This is a genomic window from Pseudonocardia lacus, assembly GCF_018531445.1.
Classification (GTDB): Bacteria; Actinomycetota; Actinomycetes; order Mycobacteriales; family Pseudonocardiaceae; genus Pseudonocardia; species Pseudonocardia lacus.
In genome coordinates, this window is the sequence record NZ_JAHDTH010000165.1 from 1 (window position 1) to 18,649 (window position 18,649).

Below are 18,649 nucleotides of genomic sequence, written 5' to 3' on the forward strand. Positions count from 1 at the left end.
CGGCGCAGCGCCTCGCCGGGCAGCTCGCGGGCCCGGCGGCCGGCCTGCTCGGCCAGCACCTGCACCGGTGACGGGACCGGCCCGGGGGTGGGCACCGGCGGTTCGGGGCGGTCGGGGGCGTGGTCGGGCGTGCGGCTGTGCAGCAGGCCGAGCAGCCGCACCGCGCCCATGCCGTCGGTCACGCCGTGGTGGGTGACCACCACGTACGCCGCGCCACCCCCGGCCAGCCCCTCGACCAGCATCGCCCGCCACAGCGGGCGGTCGCGGTCGAGCGGGGCCGCGGCGAACTCGGCCACCGCGTCCAGCAGCGCGCGGGGCGTCGCTTCGGCGAGCCGGATGCGGCCCAGGTGGTGGTCGAGGTCGAGGTCGGCGACCGTCACCCAGCCCGGCGCCCCGAGCCCGAGCGGCGGTTCGACCACGCGCTGGCGCATGCGCGGCACCATCCGCGAGGCCCACTCGTGGGCGGCGACGAGCCGGTCCCAGTCCGGCGCGGACTCCAGCAGTTCCAGCACCGACACGTTGGCCCGCAGCCGGGGGTCGGCGACCTCGGCGCGCCACGCCATGGCCTCGACCGCGTTCATCTCCGGCGCCGAGCCCCAGTCCAGCGGCGGGGCCACCGGGCCGGTCGGGCCGGCGGTGACCCGCACGGGTCGTCCCGGCGCCGGCCCGTCCCAGGAGGCCAGCACGTCGAGGTAGCGGTCGCGGACCTCGTCGACGCGCTCGTCGAGCTCCTCGACCGTCCAGCCGTCGGTGGGCACCGGCGGCAGGACCGTGATCTGCACGGTGCCCTCGCGCAGCGTCGAGGCGCCCCGCCACATCAGCTCGCCGGCGTTGCGGATGACGATCGGCACGACCGGCACGCCGGCCTGCATGGCGACGTGGAACGCGCCCTTCTTGAACGGCCCCAGCGCAGGCGTCGCCGAGCGGGTGCCCTCCGGGGCGATCACCAATGACACCCCCTCGCGCAGCCGCTGGACCGCGGGCTCCAGGGCGGCCCGCGCCGAGGTGGTGTTGCCCCGGTCGACGAACGCGACGTCGGCCAGCCGGAACGCCAGCCCGAAGCCGGGGATGCGGGCGATCTCCTTCTTGGCCACCGCGCTGAACCCCGAGCGCAGCAGCTTGGCCAGCACCAGCACGTCGAGCTGGCTCTGGTGGTTGAACAGGAACACCGCGGGCCGGGTGGCCAGGTGCTCCGCGCCGCGCACGTCCAGGGTGATGCCGCCGAGCGCGGTGCCCAGCTCGCCGCCGAGGGTCAGCCCGAGGTCGACGGCCTCGCGGCGGGAGCCCGCGCCGGTGAGCGCGTTGAGCGCGCCCAGCGCGAGCCCGGCGCCGAACCCGCCCAGCGTGCCGCCGACCGCTCCCGCGGTGCGGGCCAGCTCGCGCGCGCCCGGACGGCCGCGCGAGCGGAACCGGGCAATCGGCCAGTCCTTCTCCGCGGCCGCGGCGGCCAGCCCCGGCTCCGGGTTGAGCGCCCTGGCCCGGCCCACGGTGGCCAGGAACGGCACGTCCTCGGTGCCGTTGGAGTAGGCGTAGCTGTTGATCAGGTCGAGGTCGTGGGCGGTGCCGAACGCGCGCACCGCGGCGGCTTTGCCGGCCCGCCACAGCGGCGGCCCGCCCGGCCGGCCGGTGCACAGCCCGTCCTCGAACTCCACCGGGGTGACCAGGACGTGCCCGATGCCGAGCGCGGCGGCGGCCGGCGCGACCTGGAAGCGGGTGGCCGAGGAGGCCAGCACGACGGTGTGCCCGGCGCGGACGTGGGCCTGCACGAGCCGCCACGCCTCCGGGTAGAGCGCCCCGGCGATCCCCTGGCGCCACAGCCGCTCGCCGAGCTCGGTCAGCTCGTCCTCGCTGCGCCCGGCCCAGGCCCGCATGCCGAGCACGAAGAAGCCCTCGAAGTCCTCCTCGGTGGTCACCCCGCGCAGCCCCAGCAGCAGCATCCGGCCGGCGTCGGCCGGGGTGACGTGCCCGGACCGCACGTGGTGGCGGGCGAAGGCGCCCAGCGAGTAGCCGTCGATGAGGGTGCCGTCGAAGTCGAAGAACGCGCCGATCGCCGGGCCCTGCGGCCCGGCGGCCACGTCGGCGACCAGGTCGTCCTCGGTCCAGAGCCGGTCGGGGTCGGGGTGGGCGGGCTCAGGGCGCGACACCGGCGGACTCCCTGCGCAGCTGGGCGTCGATCTCGTCGATGCGCACCACCCCGGCGACCGTCTCGCGCATCCGCGCGGCGAACTCCCGGCGGGCCGCGGCCAGCTCCTCGCGGCCCGGGTCGACCAGGTCGAGGTTCGCGGCCAGCTTGAGCGCGGTGGCGAACAGCTCCCGCGACAGCGACTCGGGGCCGTGCAGCACACCCTGCAGCAGCATCTGCTGGCCGAACCCGGCGCACTCGTCGAGGAACTCCTTCTCCACGACCGGCGTGCGCGGGTTGCGCGCGGCCAGCCGCTCGGCCACGACCAGCTGCGCGTCGACGAAGGAGCGCAGCACCCGGTGGGCGATCAGGAACTCGGCGCGGGCCAGCGCGGCCGGTCCGTCCGGGGTGTCCCAGCCCGCGCCCAACCGCTGCAGCTCGACCTCGACCTGGGCCTCGTGGGTCTGCCGGTCGGGGAAGAAGAACTCGAACTTGAGCAGGTCGCGCAGGCCCGCCACGGCGTCGCGGCGCCGGTCCGGCCCGCTGAGCAGCGCCAGCTCGGCGATGGCGCGGTCGACGAAGTGGTGCACGGCGCTGTTGCGGTAGAACGCCGCGACCAGGTGCTGGCCGCGGTCGATCGCGTAGACCGGCTCGGCGCCCCCGGAGTAGATCGTCACGACCTTCGACGCGGCCAGCGCGTGCAGCACGCGGCGCAGCCCGACCGGCGTGCGCACGGCCTCGTTGGACGGGCCGCTCTCGACCGCGCCCCGCGACTCGACGTAGGCGCGGACCGGTTCCAGCACGCGCTGCACCTGGCCCAGGGTCAGCGCCCGGTCGCGCACGCCCAGCAGCGCCAGCGTCACCAATGCGGTGGCCACGACCGGGGTGACCCGGTTGATCCCCACCGCCACCTCGAACGCCGCCTTCTGCAGCGCCAGCCGCCGCGCCGCGGGGTCGTCGGGGTCGACGCCCTCCAGCGCCCGGCGCAGCGAGACGGGCTCGGCGAAGCGGACGTAGGCGGCGCCGATCGGCTGCAGCTGCGCCTTGGCGTAGCGGGCCAGCCAGGTCAGGCCCTCGCCCTTCTTCGGGGCGCCGAGCTGCTCGGCGGCCATCGTCGAGACCTCGCGCAGCTGGTCGTGGGTGATCGACACCGGGACCAGGTGGACGTCGTCGACGCGGCCGCGCTCGACCGCCTCGGCCACCCCGGCCAGCAGCCCGTGGCGGGGCGCGCGCAGCTTGCCGGTGCGCGAGCGGCCGCCCTCCATGTACCACTCCAGGTTGAACCGCTTGGCCAGCAGGTAGCCGAAGTACTCGCGCACCGCCAGCTTGTAGACCTCGTCGTCGCCGAAGCTGCGCCGGATGAACACGATCCCGGCCCGCTTGGCCAGCGGCCCGACCGGCCAGAACCGCAGGTTGTCCCCGCCCAGCACGTGGTTGCGCGGGAAGTCGTGCTCGGCGAGCACGTCGGCGAGCAGCAACGGGTCGGTGTAGGAGCGGTGGCTGGGCAGGAACACCAGCGGGTGGGTGCGGTTGAGCTCGCGCAGCTTCTCCAGCCCGGCCGCGTCGACCTGCACGTCCCACGCCCTGGCGTGCAGCGGGCGCAGCACCGCGCTGAGCAGGTCGACGGCCACCGGGCTCAGCGAGGCCACCAGCCCGTGCAGGTCGTGCACGACCCGCTCGCGGACCTCGGCCTCGGGCAGCTCCAGGCGGGCGGCCAGCTCGGCGACGCCGGCGCGGAACTGCGGGCTCGCCCCGACCGCCTCGACGATGTGCGTGGGCACCTTGAACCGGTCGCCGAGCAGGGCGCGTTCCGCGCGCTGCAGCGCGACCTCACCCTGGTGGACGACGAAGCCGGCCAGCTCCCGCGGGCCCGGCGGGCTCTCCGCGCCGGTGCGCTGGGCGAACCGGGCGCGCAGGTCGCCGAGCGTGGCCGTGTCGGCGACGGCGACGGCGGCCCGGTCTGGTTCGCGGCGGGCGATGCGGGCCTGCAGGTGCGGGGCGGGGCGGCGGGGGTTGCCCAGCGACACGACGTCCGACCAGCGCACCCGGCGGCGGCCGTCGCGCTCCCGGGGCCGCCAGACCACCCGCAGCGGGGCGACGACCGTGGCGTCGTCGGCGTCGGTCAGCGGGCCCACCAGCGCCTCGGCGCGCAGCGGCAGCACGGCTGCCGGGCTCAGCCCGGACCCGCGCATCCACTCCTCGACCAGGCGGCGTTCGACGGCCGTGGTGGTGTCGGCGAGCACGATCACCGGCGGCGCCGCCGGCTCGTCGTGCACCCCTGGTTCCTGCAACCCCATCGGCGTCCTCTCCTACCCCCGGGCCCGTCCCGCCCATCCTGGCCCATCGGGTGATCGGGGTCACCCGACCCGCCGGGCGAGCCCGGTCCGGGGACCGCGCTCCGTGGTCGCCCGGACGTGGGTAGTGTCGATGGCCCTTCCCGCCGACCCCCTCACCGGAGCGCTCGTGAAGATCACCCACCTGGTCCCGTCCCTGCACCCCGGCGGTCCCGAGATCGGGTTGGTCGACCTGGCCACGGCCGCCCCGCGGGCCGGGCTGGACATCTCGGTGGTCGCGCTGGCCTCGACCTCGGACACGGCGCAGGTCAGCGCCCTGCGCAGGCTGGGGGTGCCGGTCGTCGAGCTCGGCCTGGCCCCGCTCGACCCGCGGGCGGTCCCACGCACGGCGAAGGCGCTGCGCGACCAGGGCGCCCAGCTCGTGCACAGCCACCTGGGCCACGCCGACGTGGTGGCCGCGGCGGCGGCCATGCGCAACCGGATCCCGGCGGTGTCCACGCTGCACAACGTCAAGAACGACCTGGCCGACGGCGGCGACCGGGTCCGCCGCACGGCCCGGATCGTGGCCCGCCAGCGGTTCGTGAAGCGCACGATCGCCATCTCCCGGGTCCAGCAGGACTGGTACCGGGGCCTGCGCGCCGCGGTGGACACCGTGCTCGTGCCCGACGGTGTCGTCGACCCCGGCCCGGTCGACCTGGCCGAGCGCAACCGGCGCCGCGAGGCCCTCGGCGTCGACGACCGGGAGGTGCTGGCGGTCTGCACCAACCCGATGCGCCGCGACGAGGGACTGGAGCTGCTGCTCGACGCCTGCGAGGCGCTGCCCGACGAGCTGCCGCTGGTCGTCGCGCTGTGCGGCGACGGGCCGATGCGCCCGTATCTGGAGTCGCGGGTGGACGACACCGACGAGCTCGACGGCCGGGTGCGCTTCGCCCACCGCCACACCGACCACGCGAGCCTGCTCAACGCCGCCGACCTGGTGGTCTACCCGGCCGAGTACGGCGCCGCGCCCACGGTGCTGCTGCGCGCGATGGCCGCCGGGCTGCCGGTGGTGTCCACCCAGGTGGGCGGCATCCCCGAGATCGTCGGCCCGACCACCGGCGTGCTGGTCCCGCAGGACGCCCGCCGGATGGCCGACGCGCTCGTCGCCCTCACCGAGGACGCCGAGCGCCGCGCACGCCTGGGCGCCGCGGCCCGCGCCCGGTTCCTGGCCGGGCACGAGGCCGTCGGCTGGGCCGAGCGGCTGGCCGCGGTCTACGCCTCGGTCCTCACCCCCACCTCCACGTGACCGTCGAGAACGAAGTTGTCGTGATTGTGGACCGGTCCAATCCGCTACAACTTCGTTCTCGACGGGTGGTCAGGGCAGGAGGGTGGTGACGGTGCCCTCGGCGACGGTCCGGCCGCCCTCGCGCACCGCGAAGCCGAGGCCGACCTCCAGCGGCTCCGGCGAGCCGAGGCGCACCGTCGCCGTGGCGACCGAGCCCGGCTCGACCCGCTCGACGTCACCCAGGTCGAGCACCCCGCCGACGTCGGCCGTGCGCAGGTGGAACTGCGGGCGGTAGCCCGAGCGCACCGGCGTGTGCCGCCCGCCCTCGGCCGCGCCGAGCAGGCGCAGCTCGCCGCGGAAGGCGCCGTGCAGGCCGATCGAGCCGGCCGCGGCGACCACCTGGCCGCGCGCGACCTGCTCACGGCGCACCCCGCGCAGCAGCAGCGCGGCGTTGTCGCCGGCCTCGCCGCGCTCCATCGTGCGACCGAAGGTCTCGATGCCGGTCACCACCGCCGACACGCCGCGGCCCAGGCCCAGCGCCTCGACGGTGTCGCCGACCGAGACCACGCCCCGCTCGATCGCCCCGGTCAGCACCGTCCCGCGACCGGTGATGGTCAGGACGTTCTCCACCGGCATCAGGAACGGCGAGCCCAGGTCGCGGTGCGGCACCGGCACGTGCTCCTCGACGGCGTCGAGCAGCGCCACGATCGAGCCCGTCCAGCGCGGCTCGCCGGCCAGCGCGCCCAGCGCCGACACGGCCACCACCGGGGTGGCCGCGCCGTCGAAGCCGTGCGCGTCGAGCAGTTCGCGGATCTCCAGCTCCACCAGCTCCAGCAGCTCGGGGTCGCCGGCGTCGGCCTTGTTCAGCGCGACCACCAGGTGCCCGACGCCGAGCCTGCGGGCCAGCAGCACGTGCTCGCGGGTCTGGGGCATGACGCCGTCGGTGGCCGAGACGACCAGGATCGCGCCGTCGACCTGGGCCGCGCCGGTGATCATGTTCTTCACGTAGTCGGCGTGGCCCGGCATGTCGACGTGCGCGTAGTGCCTGCTCGCCGTCTCGTACTCGACGTGCGCGACGTTGATCGTGATGCCGCGCCGGGCCTCCTCCGGGGCCCGGTCGATCCGCTCGAACGGCACGTAGCGGCCGCCGACGCGGTCGGCGAGGACCTTGGTGATGGCGGCGGTCAGGGTCGTCTTGCCGTGGTCGACGTGACCCATGGTGCCGATGTTGAGGTGCGGCTTCGTGCGCAGGTAGGGCTGCTTGGGCATGGTTGTTCCGGCTCTCCGGTGTCGTGCGGACGTCCGGGACCCCTGGTGTGGCCGCGACCCGCCTCCCGGGAGATCCCGGTCGACGGCCGGGAGGGGGTCAGCCTCGGGCGCCGTCGGTGGTCGACGGGGCAGGCCGCGGCGCCGCTGCTGCGGATGCAGTCAGCGGGGCGCAGAACGCGGCCGGCCGGAACACGCGCACAGCGTCGGGCCCCCGAGCCGCTGCCGGCAACTTCTTTTCACCGGATCTCCGGTGCACCGATGAGTCGGCGCCCCGGCCGTCGTCACACGTGCGACGGTGGCGCAGGGCCACCGCGCGCAGATCGGAGCAACCCGTGGACTTCCGCCTCGAGCTCGTGCTCGTCCCGGTGACCGACGTCGACCGGGCCAAGGCCTTCTACACCGAGCGGTGCGGCTTCACCGTCGACGTCGACCACCGGGCGGGCGACGAGTTCCGCGTCGTGCAGCTGACCCCGCCCGGCTCCGCCTGCTCGATCTCGATCGGGGTGGGCATCACCGACGCCGAGCCGGGCTCGTACCGCGGCACGCACCTGGTCGTCTCCGACATCGCCGCCGCCAGGAAGGAGCTCGTGGGGCGCGGCGTGGAGGTGAGCGAGGTCCGGCACATGACCCCGCAGGGCTGGCAGCCCGGCCCCGACCCGGCGCACGCCGACTTCGCCTCGTTCGCCGACTTCGCCGACCCCGACGGCAACACCTGGGTGCTGCAGGAGAAGGGCCACGGCGCCCCGTGACCAGCGCGACGACCGGCCCGACCACCAGCCCCGTCGTCGACGAAGCCGACTTCCGCGAGCACGTCGAGCGCCACCGCCGCGAGCTGCACGTGCACTGCTACCGGATGCTCGCCTCGTTCGACGAGGCCGAGGACGCGGTGCAGGAGGCGCTGCTCAACGCCTGGCGCCACCGCGACCGGTTCACCGGCGACGGCACCGTGCGGGCCTGGCTCTACCGCATCGCGACCAACGTGTGCCTGGACGCGATCCGGGCCCGCGCGCGCCGCCCGCAGCGCGCGTCCACCCCGGAGGTCTCCTGGCTGCAGCCCTACCCCGACACGCTGCTCGACGAGCTCGCCTCCCCCGACGACGGCCCCGACGCGGTCGTCGTGGCCAGGGAGACGATCGAGCTGGCGTTCCTGACCGCGCTGCAGGTGCTCCCGGCCCGCCAGCGCGCCGCACTGCTGCTGCGCGACGTGCTGGACATGCCGGCGACCGCGACGGCGGAGCTGCTGGGCACCAGCGTCCCGGCCGCCAACAGCGCCCTGCAGCGCGCCCGCGCCACGATGGCCCGCCACCTGCCGGCCCGGCGCGCCGGCTGGTCGGCGGGCCCGGCTCCGCTGTCGGCGCGGGAGCGCGCCCTGCTCGACCGGTTCGTCGACGCCCACCAGCGCGGCGACGCCGCCGCCGCGCTGGCGGTCGCCGCGACCGACATCCGCATCACGATGCCGCCCTACCCCTACGTCTTCGAGGGCATCGAAGGGATCTCCACGCTGCTCGAGCGCGCGTTCGGCCCCGACCGCGAGGGCGACTGGCGGCTGCTGCCCACCGCGGTCAACCGGATGCCGGCCGCGGCCAGCTACCTGCGCCGCACGGGCGACTCGGTGTTCCGCCCGTTCAAGCTCGACGTGCTGCGCGTCGAGGACGGGCTGATCGCCGAGATCACCGCGTTCGGCCCGGAGCCGTTCCCGGCGCTGGGGTTGCCCTCGGAGCTCCGAGAGGACCCGGTGCGCTGAGCGGACCCGGTGCTTCGCGAGGACCCGGTGCTCTGCGAGGACTCGTTGTGCAGCACCCGCGCGAGCCCGGCCAGCGCGCGGGCCGCGCACGGGTGGCGCTGCCAGTTCGCGGTGCCGTAGCCCGGGCGCCCGCAGGTCGGGGCCGTGCAGTAGCCGTCGGGGCCCTTGCTGTGCACGTGCATGATCGTGCGCCAGGTCGCGACCATCGGGGCGAGCTCCCGCGCGGCCTGCCGGAAGATCGATTCGGATAGCGTGGGCATGGGTCGGTGACCCCTTTCCGGAGGGGTTGCTGATCAAGGACCCCGGCCGGTGTTGCACCACTGGTCGGGGCCCGCTTCTGGGAAAACGTTGCAACCGTTCGAAGGGTACTACATGAACTAAATATGCCTGATCGTCCAACTGGTCTCAGATCACACCAAAGAGTTGCGACCAGCGCATACGTTGATCACATGCCCAAGCGTCACCTGCTCAGCAGCGGTCAGGCCGCTGACGAGCTGGGCATCGCGCGGTCGACGCTGTGGCGCGCGGTGAAGTCCGGGGACATCACCCCCACCGAGGTGACCCCGGGCGGGCACCTCCGCTTCGACCTCGACGACCTCCGCCGCCAGATCCGCGAGCTCACCGCCCGCCGCCGCTCCGAGGACCCGCAGCTCTGACCCGCTCGACCAAGACCTCGCTCGGAACTCGTGTGGACCAGGCGGCGCAGGTTGATCAGGACCATGCCCGGGGTGAGTAGCGGGGCCTGGGGAGGGTGCCGGGCGAAGACCGCCGCGCGGGCGCGGGGCGCCCTTCCGGCGTCACGGCGCACAGTCCCTCGGCGGCCGAATTGATCATGCGCCCGCCGATCTCGCAGCCCTGGGTCGGTGCTCGCAGCCCGCCGGCGGGCTGCGAGCACTCAGCCCGTGCTGCGACACCCACCCGGCGCTGCGAGGACACCCCCACCGGCGCTGCGACACCCACCCCGCGCTGCGAGGACACCCGGCCCACCCCCGCCGGCCGCGAAGCCGGCCGCACAGCGGCCACTCCACCCCCGGAAGCCCCTGCTTGATCAGAGGTCGCCCTCCGCGGAGGAACCGCCGGAGGCCCCTCGAAGCGCCGAAGGCGCCGCAGACGTCCAACCGCTTAACTCGGTCGACGCGCGGACCCGCCGCGAGAACACTGCCCTCCCGTGACGACGTCGTACGCCCTGCGCCGGGCCACCAGCAAGGACCTCGCCGCCGTGGCCGAGGCCGACGGCCGCGCCTTCGGCGTCCACTACTCCGAGGCCGTGGTCCAGGAGCTGGAGTCGGTGCTGGACCTCGACCGCTTCCTGCTCGCCGTCGAGCCCGACGACACGATCGTCGGGATCACCGGCGCGTTCGACTTCGACGTCACCGTGCCCGGCGGCGCCGTGCTTCCGGTGCCGGGCGTCACGTGGGTGTCGGTGGCGCTGACCCACCGGCGCCGCGGCGTGCTGCGCGCCCTTTTCACCGAGCAGCACCGCGAGTTCGTCGAGCAGGGCCTCGCCCTGAGCGCGCTCACCGCCAGCGAGGGCTCGATCTACGGGCGGTTCGGCTACGGCCCGACGACGCTGCGCCGCTCGGTGGAGATCGCCCGCAGGCGCGCGGTGCTGCGGCCCGACCTGCCCGACACCGGCGGCCTGCGCCACGTGAGCACCGACGAGCTGCGCGGGATCGCCCCCGAGTTGCAGCGCCGGTGGGCCAGCGGCGTCCCGGGCGCGGTGCACCGCCCCGACGCCCTGTGGCAGCCGCACCTGGCCGACCACGAGCACGCCCGGGGCGGCGCCACGGCGTTCTTCCACCTGGTGCACCCCGACGGCTACCTCAGCTACCGCCGACTCGACTCCGAGCGGGCGTGCCTGATCAGCGAGCTGGTGGCGCTCACCCCGGAGGCGCACCGCGAGCTGTGGCGCGCCGTGCTGGCGATGGACCTGGTGGAGACGGTCCGCCACCCGGCGCTGGCCCTGGACGACCCGCTGCCGCTGCTGCTGACCGACCCCCGCCAGGTGCGCACCACCGGCCTGGTCGACGGCATGTGGACCCGCGTGCTGGACGTCCCCGCGCTGCTGTCGGCGCGCCGCTACGGCATCGAGGTCGACGCCGTGCTCGACGTGAGCGACCCGTTCCTCGACCGGGGCGGGCGGTTCCGGTTGCGCGGCGGCCCCGACGGGGCCTCCTGCGAGCCGACGACGGCGGCGGCCGACGTGCGGGTCGACGCGACGGCGCTGGGCCCGCTGGTGTTCGGGGGGCAGCGCGCGGCGGTGCTGGCCGGGGCCGGTCTGGTCGCCGCCGACGACCCGGCGCTCCTGCACCGGGTCGACCTCGCCTTCCTGACCGACCGCGTCCCGGTGCACGGCACCGAGTTCTGACCCCGGCCCCCTCAGCAGGGGCCTTCGTCGACCGAGATCCTCGCGCCCAGGGGCTCCTCCAGGGGCTCCGGGGCGGTGAAGGTCGACGAGCCCCACACGACGAGGCAGACCGGGTGGGCGCCGTCGTCGCGGCTGATCTCGAACCGGCTCGCCGACCCGCTCGATCCCGCCTCGCGCAGGTCCAGCTCGTCGGCGATGCTCGCGGACTTCGCCGTGCCCGGGTTGCTCCGCACCAGCGCCGCCCAGACGTCGCCGTAGGCGATGTCCCCGCCGCCGGACTCCCTCAGCTCGGAGGCGGCGTTGTACGCGGCGCCGGTGACGTCGGACCGGTCCGGGCGCGCCGCGATGATCAGCAGCGGCACGCCGATGACCAGCAGGCCCAGCAGCACGGCCAGGCCGGCCGGCGAGACCTTCGCCGGGCGCTGGGCCCAACCGGCCACGGTTCCCCCCGGGGTCCGTCGCCCACCCCGGGGCGATCTCGGTGACGCACCGTAGCAGGACGATATCGGCCGGACCGGTCCCGGCGCGCCGTTCGTGGTTCGTCGAGGCCGGCGAACGGGTAGAAGCGGGCATGACGCGCTTCGCCTGGCACGCCTCCCACGAACAGGTATCCCCCGACCGCCTCCTGGCCGCGGTCCAACGGGCCGAGCAGGCCGGGTTCGACGGGGCCATGTGCTCGGACCACTTCTCGCCGTGGAGCGAGCGCCAGGGCCAGTCCGGGTTCGCGTGGGCCTGGCTGGGCGCGGCCATGCAGGCGACCTCGTTGCCGTTCGGCGTGGTCAACGCGCCCGGGCAGCGCTACCACCCGGCGATCATCGCCCAGGCGATCGGGACGCTCGGGGTGATGTTCCCCGGGCGGTTCTGGGCGGCGCTGGGCAGCGGGGAGGCCAGCAACGAGCACATCACCGGGCAGGTGTGGCCGCGCAAGGAGGTGCGCAACGCCCGCCTGCGCGAGTGCGTGGACATCATCCGGGCGCTGCTGCGCGGCGAGGAGGTGAGCCACGACGGGCTGGTCACCGTCGACCGGGCGCGGGTGTGGAGCCGCCCGGCGGAGGTGCCGCCGCTGGTGGCGGCGGCCACCAGCGTGCCGACCGCGCGCTGGGCCGCGGAGTGGGCCGACGGGCTGATCACCACCAACGCCCCGCCGGAGCACCTGCGCGAGATGGTCGACGCCTACCGCGACGCGGGCGGGCGGGGGCCGCTGCGCCTGCAGGTGCACGTGAGCTGGGCCCCCGACCGGGCCGAGGCCGAGGAGCTGGCCCACCAGCAGTGGCGCTCCAACATCTTCCCGCCGCCGGCGTGCTGGGACATCGACAGCGCCGCCACCTTCGACGCGGTGTCGCAGAACGTGTCGGTCGAGCAGGTCGCGCAGACCGTCAACATCTCCGAGGACCTGGGCTGGCACGCCGCCCGGCTGGCCGAGTACGCCGAGCTGGGCTTCGAGGAGATCGCGCTGCACCACGTCGGCGTCGAGCAGGACGCGTTCCTCGACGCCTTCGGCGCCTCGGTGCTGCCGCAACTGCGCGACACCGCCCCGGCGACCGGCGCGCAGAGCCCGGCACCCGCGGGGGTCGGGGCATGAAGCTCACCCGCACCGCCGACCTGTGGTGGAAGAACGCGGTCGTCTACTGCCTGGACATCGAGACCTTCGCCAGCTCGACGGGCTCGGACTGCGGCGACATCCGCGGGCTCACCCAGCACATCGACCACCTGCACCGCCTCGGCGTCACCTGCCTGTGGCTGATGCCCTTCTACCCCACGCCCGACCGCGACGACGGCTACGACATCACCGACTTCTACGGCGTCGACCGGCGGCTGGGCACCCACGGCGACCTCGTCGAGCTGATCCGCACCGCGCGCGACCGGGGCATGCGCGTGATCGCCGACCTCGTCGTCAACCACACCTCCGCCGAGCACCCGTGGTTCAAGGAGTCGCGCAGCAGCCGCGACAACCCCAAGCGCGACTGGTACGTCTGGCAGGACGAGCCGCCCGCCGACGGCCCGCAGGGCGTGGTCTTCCCCGACCAGGAGACCAGCCTCTGGGAGTACGACGAGAAGACCGAGCAGTACTACCTGCACCGCTTCTACAAGCACCAGCCCGACCTCAACGTGGCCAACCCCGAGGTCCGCGACGAGATCGCCCGGATCATCGGGTTCTGGATGGAGCTGGGGCTGAGCGGGTTCCGGGTCGACGCCGTGCCGTTCCTGCTGGAGACCGACGGCCAGGACGACGGGGACGCGCTGCCCGATCCGCACGACTACCTGGCCGACCTGCGCTCGTTCATGACCCGGCGCAACGGCGAGGCGGTGCTGCTCGGCGAGGTGAACCTGCCCTACCCGGAGCTGATGCCGTTCTTCGGCGGCGTGGACGGCGGCAACACCCCCGACGAGCTGACGCTGTGCTTCGACTTCGTCGGCATGCAGCAGATGTACCTGGCGCTGGCCCGCGGCGACGCCGAGCCGCTGGCCGAGGCGCTGCGCCAGCGCCCGAACCCGCCCGCCGACGGGCACTGGGCCACGTTCGTGCGCAACCACGACGAGCTCACCCTGGACAAGCTGACCGAGTCGCAGCGCAAGGAGGTCTTCGACGCCTTCGGGCCCGACGAGGACATGCAGCTCTACGGCCGCGGGCTGCGCCGGCGGCTGCCGGGGATGCTCGACGGCGACGAGCGGCAGCTGCGGATGGTCTACAGCCTGCTGTTCTCGCTGCCCGGCACGCCGGTGATGTTCTACGGCGAGGAGATCGGCATGGTGGAGGACCTCTCGCTGCCCGGCCGGTTCGCGGTGCGCTCGGACATGGACTGGGCCGCGGTCGCGCGCCAGCGCGTCGAGCCCGACTCGCTGCTGGCCTGGTTCCGGCTGCTGATCGACCGCTACCGCGACTGCCCGGAGCTGGCCTGGGGCAGTTACACGGTGCTCGACCCCGGCCCGGGGGCCCGCTCGGTGCTCGCGCACCGCTGCGACGCCGACGACGCCTCGCTGGTCGCGCTGCACAACCTGGCCGCGAAGAAGGCGACCGCCGAGCCGGTGCTCACCGGCCTGGCCGGCCGCGAACTGCACGACGTGCTCGACCCGCTGGCCGACCCCGTCACCGTCGACGACGAGGGCCGCGTCGCCGTGGACCTCGGCCCGCACGGCTGCCGCTGGCTGCGGGCCGGACCGGGGCCGGAGGGCAGCGTGGCGTAGCCGGGGCCGGGGCCGGAGGCGGCCGGTGCTCGTGGGGTTCCCCCGGGGCGCCGGCGCCCCGCCCGTCGCGCGGCGTGACTGTGAGTTCGGCCGAAGGGGTTCCAGGACGTCTCGCGTCGGTGATAATCCGAACGTCGGGGTCACGATCCGGGGCCGCGCCGCGGATCGGCCACCACCGAACCGCCGGGGCGCTCCGGAGCGAAGACCCCGGCGGTGGTCGGCCGATCCGGGGAGGCAGCCGATGGCGCGGTGGGTCCGTCCCGCCCTGCTGGTGGCGCTCGTCGCGACCGGAGCGGTGTTGGCGCTCACGGTGGGCGTGCCCCCGCTGAGCGACATCCAGCAGTGGGTGCGCGCCGCCGGGTGGGCCGGTCCGGTGCTCTACGCCGCGATCGCCGCGGTGGCCTCGCTGTCCCCGGGCCCGGCCACGGTGCTGACCATCGGCTCCGGCGTGCTGTTCGGCTGGCCCGGCGGGGTCCCTGTCGCCCTGTCCGCCTCGCTGACCAGCGCGCTCATCAACTTCACCCTGACCAGGACCCTGGGCCGGGCCACCGTGCGGGGGCTGGCCGGCGCCCGGCTGGAGCGGCTCGACGCCGCGCTGAGCCGGCGCGGGCTGCTGGCCGTGGTCGGCATCCGGCTGGTGCCGATGGCCCCCTTCGCGATCGTGAACGCCGCCTGCGGCCTGAGCGGCGTGCGGGTGCGCGACTACGCGCTCGGCACCGCGCTCGGACTGCTGCCGGGCACCGTCACATTCGTCGCCGTCGGCGCGTTCGGGACCTCCCCCGGCTCGGTCCCCTTCCTGATCACCCTGGCCGGGCTCGCCGTGCTCATCGGCGGCGCCGCGATCGCCGCCCGGCGCGGCGTGCTGGTCGCCGCGCGCTCCGACCCGCCCAGGACCGCGGTACCGGTGACGAGCGCGGGCGGCGAGCCCACCCGGCCGGCCGACACCGGGGGCGCCGCGGACCCCGCGGCCGACCCGATTCGACCCGCCGACCACTGAGAGTGATCATCAGCGGGGCGCCCGCGACGGCCCTCACCCGATCGCCGCAGCCGGGGAGTACGCTCGCCGACGCGGGTCCCTGACACGCGGCGTAGCGCTTCAGCTCCCCTGTGACGAGCTCACTCCGCGTCACGATCCAGGCCGTACCCGACGCGTGTCGACCGGGGGACGGAGGGCGCAGTGGGGCAGCACCGGAAGCCGCCGCGGCGACGCCGCTGGCCGCTCGTCGCGCTCGGCGTCGCCGTGGTCGTGGCGGCGGCCGCGGGCGTCGTCGTCTACCGGTCGATGGCCGCCCCGGCGTGCGAGCCCGTGCCGGTGGTGGTCGCGGTCGACCAGTCGATCGTCGAGCCCGTGCGCGCGGCCATCGCCCCCGCACCCGACGAGGTCGTCCCCTGCGCCCGCTACGACGTGGTCGCCGCCGGCCCGGAGCTGGCCAGCGAGATCCGCTCGGGCTCGCCGGGGCTGCCCGACGTGTGGATCCCGAAGTCCTCCCTCAGCCTCGACCCGCTGACCGAGGCCGGTGCCTCGTTGGTCCAGCGCGGCGAGTCGCTGGCGTACTCCCCGATGGTGCTCGCGCTGCCCTCGGCCGACGCGGCCCGCTACGGCGACCCGGCCCAGCCGGTCACCTGGACCACGCTGCTGACCAGCGAGCGGCCGCCCACCCTCCCCGACCCGGTCCGCGAGCCCGGCGGACTGGCCGCGCTCACCGCCCTGCGCGCCGCCATCGGCGACGACGACGGTCGCCCCAAGCCCGCGTTCGTCGCCGCCGTGCTGACGCTGGCCGACGGGTCACCGCCCTCGACCGAGGACGCCTTCCGCGCACTCGCGACCGACGGCGCGGGCGCCCGCGCGTTCCTGACCTCCGAGCAGGCCGTCGTGCAGCACAACGCGGCCCAGGACGCCGCGGCCACCGCGTCGGCCACCGCGGTCGCGCTGGCCGACGGCACCGTCGTGCTCGACTACCCCCTCGTCCGGGTCGCCCCGCAGGACCCCGGCGTCGGGGCCGACGCCGACGCCCTGGCCGACCGGAAGCGCGAGGCCGTCGACCGGCTGGAGGAGCGGCTGCGCGGCCCGGCCGGGCACCAGGCCTTCGCCGACGCCGGCCTGCGCGCGGACGACGGCGCCCCTCCGTCCCGGGCGGCGGCCGGCATGCTGCCCGTCGAGATCCCCCGGGGCGCCGTGCCCGACCCGGCGGCCGCGGTGGAGACGCTGCGCCTGTGGAGCGCGCTGACCCTGCAGAGCCGCGTGCTGGCCGTCATCGACATCTCCGGGTCGATGGCCGCGAAGGAGGGCCCGACCGACCGCATCAGCCTCGCCGCGGCCGCCGCCCAGGGCGGGCTCTCGCTCTTCCCGGACAGCTCCTCGATCGGGCTGTGGGCGTTCTCCTCCGACCTGGCCGACGGGCGCCCCTGGGAGGAGCTGGTGCCCCTGGGCAGGCTCACCGAGCCCGTCGGCGCCGCCCCCTCCCGGCGGGCCGCGCTGGCCACCCAGGCCGCCACCCTGCGCGACCGCCTCGGCGGGGAGACCGCCCTCTACGACACGGTGATCGCGGCGACCCGCGAGGTCCGGGCGGGCTACGAGCCGGGCAAGTCCAACGCCGTCGTCCTGATCACCGACGGGCGCAACGAGGTCGACGGCGGCATCGACCTGCCGCTGGCCGTGCAGACCCTGCGCGCCGAGGCCGACCCGACCCGCCCGGTCGCGCTGATCGCCATCGGCATCGGCCCCGACTCCGACCAGGACGCGCTGCGCCAGCTCACCGAGGCCACCGGTGGCCGCGCCTACGCCGCGCAGAACCCGCAGGACATCCGCACGGTGTTCCTGGACGCGCTGTCGCAGCGGGTGTGCCGGCCGGGCTGCTGAGCGCGCGTCACGGGACCAGCACGACCCGCCCGCGCAGGCCGCCCGCGGCCACCCGCCGGTAGGCCGCCGCGGCGTCGGACAGCGGATGCGTCGCGGCCACCCGCGGGGTGAGCCCACCCCGCTCGACCAGCTCGACCAGCTCCGCCAGCCGGGCGGCGTCGGCGCGGACGAACACCCGGTGCACCGCGATGCCGCGCAGCGCGGGCGGGAGCGGACCGGGGGCGAGGTGGGCCTGTCCCCCGCCGTTGCGGACGGCCTCCTGCGCGGCAGCGCCGAGCACGGCGGCGTCCACCAGGCCGTCGACGCCGCCGGGCACCAGCTCCCGGACCGCCACGGCGAGGTCGGCGCCGCGGGGCACGACGGCGTCCGCGCCGAACCCGCGGACCAGGTCCCCGTCTGCGGGGTCGGCAACGGCGACCACCCGCAGCCCGCGGTGGTGGGCGATCTCCACCGCGAACCCGCCGACGGCGCCCGCCGCCCCGGTCACCAGGACGCTCGCCCCCGCCGGCAGCGCGAGCGCGGCGAGCGCCTGCGCGGCGGTGAGCCCGTTGAGGGCCACGGTGGCGGCCGGCACCGGGTCGACGCCGCGCGGGGCGGGCGCGACGGCGACGGCGTCCAGCACGACCTGCTCGGCGTGGGTCTTCAGCGGCCGCCCGAGCAGGTCGGCCAGCCCGACGACGGCGGCGCCGACGGCGACGTCGACACCGGGGCCCACGGCGTCGACGGTCCCGGCGACGTCCCAGCCCAGCCCGACCCGCTCGCGGGGTGGCGTGAGCCCCAGCTCGACGAGCACGCCGGTGGTGACGGCCACGTCGACCGGGTTGACCGCGGCGGCCTCGACGGACACCCGCAGCTGGCCGGGCCCCGGCTCGGGCGGTGCGACGTCGACCAGCTCGACGGCCGCGGGGCCGGCCGGGGGGCGGGCGGTGAGGGCGCGCATCACGATCTCCTTCGGCGCCGGCGGGCCTTCCGCTCGGACGCGCTCCCCACTGTCGAAGGGCTAACCTCGCCGGGGAAGGACGCACTTCGCAGTGCGTTCCGCACCCGCGCCCCGGCGACCCCGCAGGAGATGGCGATGCCCACGCGCACGGCACAGCAGCGGCGCGCCGACGCCGCCCGCGCGTACGACGCCTACCTCGCCGCCTGCCCGGCCCGCCAGCTGCTCGACCGGATCAGCGACAAGTGGGTCACCCTCGTGCTCACCGCGCTGGCCGACGGCCCGCAGCGCTACTCCCAGCTGGGTCGGCGCATCGCGGGCGCCAGCGAGAAGATGCTCACCCAGACCCTGCGCGCGCTGGAGCACGACGGCCTCGTGGCGCGGACCGTGACGGCCTCGGTGCCGGTCCGGGTCGACTACCGGCTGACCCCGCTCGGGGAGAGCCTGCTGCCGCTGGTGGCGAGCATCAAGCAGTGGGCGGAGGCGCACATGGACGAGGTGCTGGCCGCCCGGGCCGCGCACGCCGCGGCCGGCTCCTGACCGGTCGCCCGGGGGCGCCTCAGCGCGGCGACCGCGTGCAGCGCGGCCGCCGGGGGGCCGGGCCG

Annotated in this window: 15 protein-coding genes; 10 read left to right on the forward strand and 5 right to left on the reverse strand. The window is 75.6% G+C overall.

Annotated features, from left to right (window positions below):
- Positions 1-2,144: HAD-IB family hydrolase (locus KIK08_RS28110; RefSeq protein ID WP_214406289.1), on the reverse strand; the 2,144-nt coding region annotated here is incomplete at its 3' end.
- Positions 2,131-4,419 (reverse strand): glycerol-3-phosphate 1-O-acyltransferase, encoded by a 2,289-nt coding sequence (locus KIK08_RS28115; RefSeq protein ID WP_214406290.1) that lies wholly within the window; start codon positions 4,417-4,419, stop codon positions 2,131-2,133. The genes KIK08_RS28110 and KIK08_RS28115, both read right to left, overlap by 14 nt.
- Before the next feature lie 130 nt (positions 4,420-4,549).
- Here KIK08_RS28115 and KIK08_RS28120 point away from each other — a divergent pair, with 130 nt between their 5' ends.
- Complete coding sequence (locus KIK08_RS28120) at positions 4,550-5,701, forward strand: glycosyltransferase (RefSeq protein WP_250557964.1); 1,152 nt, start codon at positions 4,550-4,552, stop codon at positions 5,699-5,701.
- A 69-nt stretch (positions 5,702-5,770) separates the two neighbouring features.
- On the opposite strand, the gene tuf is transcribed toward KIK08_RS28120, so the two are convergent.
- Positions 5,771-6,949 (reverse strand): elongation factor Tu, encoded by a 1,179-nt coding sequence (tuf, locus tag KIK08_RS28125; RefSeq protein WP_214406291.1) that lies wholly within the window; start codon positions 6,947-6,949, stop codon positions 5,771-5,773.
- Between the two features lie 332 nt (positions 6,950-7,281).
- On the opposite strand from tuf, the gene KIK08_RS28130 reads away from it, so the two are divergent.
- From KIK08_RS28130 to KIK08_RS28145, 4 genes are all read left to right on the forward strand, one after another.
- Positions 7,282-7,698: a glyoxalase superfamily protein gene (locus tag KIK08_RS28130; protein WP_214406292.1), complete on the forward strand. Its 417-nt coding sequence runs from the start codon at positions 7,282-7,284 to the stop codon at positions 7,696-7,698.
- On the forward strand, positions 7,695-8,693 hold the full coding sequence (locus KIK08_RS28135) for an RNA polymerase subunit sigma-70 (RefSeq protein WP_214406293.1): 999 nt from the start codon (positions 7,695-7,697) through the stop codon (positions 8,691-8,693). Before KIK08_RS28130 ends, KIK08_RS28135 begins: the two co-directional genes overlap by 4 nt.
- A 449-nt stretch (positions 8,694-9,142) precedes the next feature.
- Entirely contained in the window at positions 9,143-9,349 is a 207-nt protein-coding gene (locus KIK08_RS28140; RefSeq protein ID WP_214406294.1) for a helix-turn-helix domain-containing protein, read from the forward strand.
- Positions 9,350-9,861: 512 nt separating this feature from the next.
- Entirely contained in the window at positions 9,862-11,061 is a 1,200-nt protein-coding gene (locus KIK08_RS28145; protein ID WP_214406295.1) for a GNAT family N-acetyltransferase, read from the forward strand.
- A gap of 11 nt (positions 11,062-11,072) precedes the next feature.
- Here KIK08_RS28145 and KIK08_RS28150 read toward each other — a convergent pair whose 3' ends face one another.
- On the reverse strand, positions 11,073-11,501 hold the full coding sequence (locus tag KIK08_RS28150; RefSeq protein WP_214406296.1) for a hypothetical protein: 429 nt from the start codon (positions 11,499-11,501) through the stop codon (positions 11,073-11,075).
- Between the two features lie 131 nt (positions 11,502-11,632).
- Here KIK08_RS28150 and KIK08_RS28155 point away from each other — a divergent pair, with 131 nt between their 5' ends.
- The 4 genes from KIK08_RS28155 (at position 11,633) to KIK08_RS28170 (ending at position 17,107) form a co-directional block, all read left to right on the forward strand.
- The gene (locus KIK08_RS28155) at positions 11,633-12,643 is read left to right on the forward strand and encodes a TIGR03885 family FMN-dependent LLM class oxidoreductase (RefSeq protein ID WP_214406297.1); all 1,011 of its coding nucleotides are present in this window, start codon (positions 11,633-11,635) and stop codon (positions 12,641-12,643) included.
- Positions 12,640-14,247, forward strand: coding sequence for an alpha-amylase family protein (locus KIK08_RS28160; RefSeq protein ID WP_214406298.1), 1,608 nt, complete (start codon positions 12,640-12,642; stop codon positions 14,245-14,247). Before KIK08_RS28155 ends, KIK08_RS28160 begins: the two co-directional genes overlap by 4 nt.
- Before the next feature lie 241 nt (positions 14,248-14,488).
- The gene (locus KIK08_RS28165) at positions 14,489-15,244 is read left to right on the forward strand and encodes a TVP38/TMEM64 family protein (RefSeq protein WP_214406299.1); all 756 of its coding nucleotides are present in this window, start codon (positions 14,489-14,491) and stop codon (positions 15,242-15,244) included.
- Positions 15,245-15,424: 180 nt separating this feature from the next.
- Positions 15,425-17,107, forward strand: coding sequence for a substrate-binding domain-containing protein (locus KIK08_RS28170; protein ID WP_214406300.1), 1,683 nt, complete (start codon positions 15,425-15,427; stop codon positions 17,105-17,107).
- A 7-nt stretch (positions 17,108-17,114) separates the two neighbouring features.
- Here KIK08_RS28170 and KIK08_RS28175 read toward each other — a convergent pair whose 3' ends face one another.
- On the reverse strand, positions 17,115-18,047 hold the full coding sequence (locus KIK08_RS28175) for a zinc-binding dehydrogenase (RefSeq protein WP_214406301.1): 933 nt from the start codon (positions 18,045-18,047) through the stop codon (positions 17,115-17,117).
- A 135-nt stretch (positions 18,048-18,182) separates the two neighbouring features.
- On the opposite strand from KIK08_RS28175, the gene KIK08_RS28180 reads away from it, so the two are divergent.
- The gene (locus KIK08_RS28180) at positions 18,183-18,584 is read left to right on the forward strand and encodes a winged helix-turn-helix transcriptional regulator (RefSeq protein ID WP_214406302.1); all 402 of its coding nucleotides are present in this window, start codon (positions 18,183-18,185) and stop codon (positions 18,582-18,584) included.
- Positions 18,585-18,649: the final 65 nt, after the last annotated feature.